Annotated in this window: 2 protein-coding genes; both read right to left on the bottom strand. The window is 76.2% G+C overall.

The genetic code is table 11. From position 1 onward, the window contains the following. A partial coding sequence (locus BG452_RS32340; RefSeq protein ID WP_188307916.1) for a type I polyketide synthase occupies nt 1–1,591 on the bottom strand: 1,591 nt, incomplete at its 3' end. Nucleotides 1,592–1,601: 10 nt separating this feature from the next. Further along, nucleotides 1,602–2,729, bottom strand: a 1,128-nt coding sequence (locus tag BG452_RS32335; RefSeq protein ID WP_188307915.1) for a beta-ketoacyl reductase, incomplete at its 5' end; no start/stop codon positions are given.

Raw genomic sequence — 2,729 nt, 5'->3', positions numbered from 1 at the left:
GCGCGACCTCGCCCCCGTCCACCAGCACCGCCCGGTGCCGGAACCGCGAGCGCCCCGCCAACGACAGCCCCACGTCCACCGGCGAGCCCCCGACCCCGGCGAGCCGCTCCAGCTGCGCGCTCAGCGCGGCCTCCGACTTCGCCGAGACCACCCACGGCACCACACCCGGCGCGACCGAGGGATCCGCCCCGGAAGCATCCTCCTCGATCGCCTCCTCGACGATCACGTGCGCGTTCGTGCCGCTGATCCCGAACGAGGACACCCCCGCCCGTCGTGGCCGCTCGCCCCCCGGCCACTCGCGCGCCTCCGCCAGCAGCCGCACCGCGCCCGCCGACCAGTCCACGCGCGAGGACGGCGTGTCGGCGTGCAGCGTCTTCGGCAGCACACCGTGCCGCAGCGCCTGCACCATCTTGATCACGCCCGCAACCCCGGCGGCCGCCTGGGCGTGGCCGATGTTGGACTTGACCGAGCCCAGCCACAGCGGCCGGCCGTCCTCCCGTCCCTGCCCGTAGGTGGCGAGCAGGGCCTGGGCCTCGATCGGGTCGCCGAGCGGCGTGCCCGTCCCGTGGCCGTCGACGGCGTCGACGTCGGCGGGCGACAGCCCGGCGCTGGCGAGCGCCTGGCGGATCACCCGCTGCTGCGAGGGGCCGTTGGGCGCGGTGAAGCCGTTGGACGCGCCGTCCTGGTTCACCGCCGAGCCCCGGACGACCGCGAGCACGCGGTGCCCGTTGCGGCGGGCGTCCGAGAGCCGCTCCAGCACCAGGACGCCGACGCCCTCGGCCCAGCCCGTCCCGTCCGCCGCGTCCGCGAACGCCTTGCAGCGCCCGTCAGCGGCCAGTCCGCCCTGCCGGGAGAACTCCATCAGCGAGCCGGGTGTCGCCATCACGTTGACGCCGCCCGCGACCGCCAGCGTGCACTCGCCGGCCCGCAGTGCCTGGACCGCCCAGTGCAGGGCGACCAGGGACGACGAGCACGCGGTGTCGACCGTCACCGCCGGGCCCTCCAGCCCGAGGGTGTAGGAGAGGCGGCCGGAGAGGGCCGAGGCGGCGATGCCGGTGCCGATGTCACCGGTGGCGTCGGCCAGGGAGCGCACCAGCAGGTACGCGTAGTCCTGGCCGTTGGTGCCGAGGAAGACGCCGGTGCTGCTCCCGCGAAGTGCCGTCGGGTCGAGGCCGGCCCGCTCGAACGCCTCCCACGAGGTCTCCAGCAGCAGGCGCTGCTGGGGATCGGTGGAGACGGCCTCACGGGGCGAGATGCCGAAGAAGTCGGCGTCGAAGCCGGACACCGAGTCGAGGAAGCCGCCGCGCCGGGAGACACGGGTACCGCGCTCGTCGACGCCGGCGTCCGCCAGGGCGCCGAGGTCCCAGCCGCGGTCGGCCGGGTAGCCTCCGGTGGCGTCGGTGCCGCCCGCCACGAGGTCCCAGAGGTCCTCGGGCGAGGCGACACCGCCGGGGTAGCGGCAGCCCATGCCGATGACGGCGACGGGTTCGGCGGCCGCGGCGAGCAGCTGCCGGTTCTGGTGGCGCAGCCGTTCGGTCTCCTTCATCGAGGACCGGAGAGCGGCGACTACCTTGTCGTGGGGCGTGGTCATCTCTGCTCCGTCAGTCCTGGGCGTGGTCGGGGTCGTTGCGCAGGGCGGCCTGCACCAGGTCGTCCAGGTCCATCGCGTCGATGGCGTCGGCGTCCTCGTCGTCGTCGGCGTCTTGGGCGGGCGCGCCGTCGGCGAGCCTCAGCAGCGCGTCCAGGACGCCGCTGCGCCGCAGCCGGTCCAGCGGGACGGATTCGACCAGCGCCCGCAGCCGGGCCCGCTCGGGATCCGCGGCCGCGGCGCCGTCGCCCTCGTCGACGAGGAGGCCCAGCAGGTGCTCGGCGAGCTCGGTCGGGCTCGGGTGGTCGAAGACCAGCGTCGGGGACAGGTCGAGGCCGGTGGCGGCGCCGAGCCGGTTGCGCAGTTCGATCGCGCCGAGCGAGTCGAATCCGAGGTCGCGGAAGGCCTTCTCGGGGCCGACGGCCTCGGGGCCGGGCAGTCCGAGCACCTCGGCCGCGCGGCCGCGCACCAGCCCGAGGAGGGCGGCGGAGCGGCGGGCCGGACTGAGCGGGGCCAGTTCGGACCGCAGCTCGCGGCCGTTCGCGTCGCCCTCGCCGGAGCCCTGCGGGTCGGCGTAGCCGGGGAGTTCGGCGAACAGCCGGCTCGGGCGGACGGCGGTGAAGGCCCGGACGAAGCGCTCCGGGTCGACGTCGGCGACCAGGGTGGTCGGGGCGGTGTCCAGGACGGCGCGGCGCAGCGCGGCGACCGCGACGGCCGGGTCGAGCGGCTTGATGCCGGTGCGGCGGGCGGCCTCGCCGGCCCGGGCGTCGGCGGCCATGCCGCCGCCGGCCCAGGCGCCCCAGGAGAGGGACGTGGCGGTGAGTCCGTCGGCGCGGCGGCGTTCGGCGAGGGCGTCGAGGACGGCGTTGGCGGCCGCGTAGTTGCCCTGGCCGGGGTTGCCGACGGCCGCGGAGGCGGAGGAGAACAGGGCGAAGACGGCGAGGTCGTGGTCCCTGGTCAGCTCGTCGAGCAGGAGGGCCGAGGTGGCCTTGGCCCGGTAGACCGCTTCGAAGCGGTCGGGGGTGAGGCCGTCGATCACGCCGTCGTCGAGCACGCCGGCGGCGTGGACGACGGCCGTCAGCGGGTGCTCGGCGGGCACGGCGGCCAGGACGGCGGCGAGCGCCTCCCGGTCGGCCGCGTC

Source organism: Streptomyces sp. CBMA123 (assembly GCF_014596465.1).
In the GTDB taxonomy this organism is placed as follows: domain Bacteria; phylum Actinomycetota; class Actinomycetes; order Streptomycetales; family Streptomycetaceae; genus Kitasatospora.
Note: the sequence above shows the minus strand (reverse complement) of the source record. Positions and strands in the feature narration are given on the sequence as shown.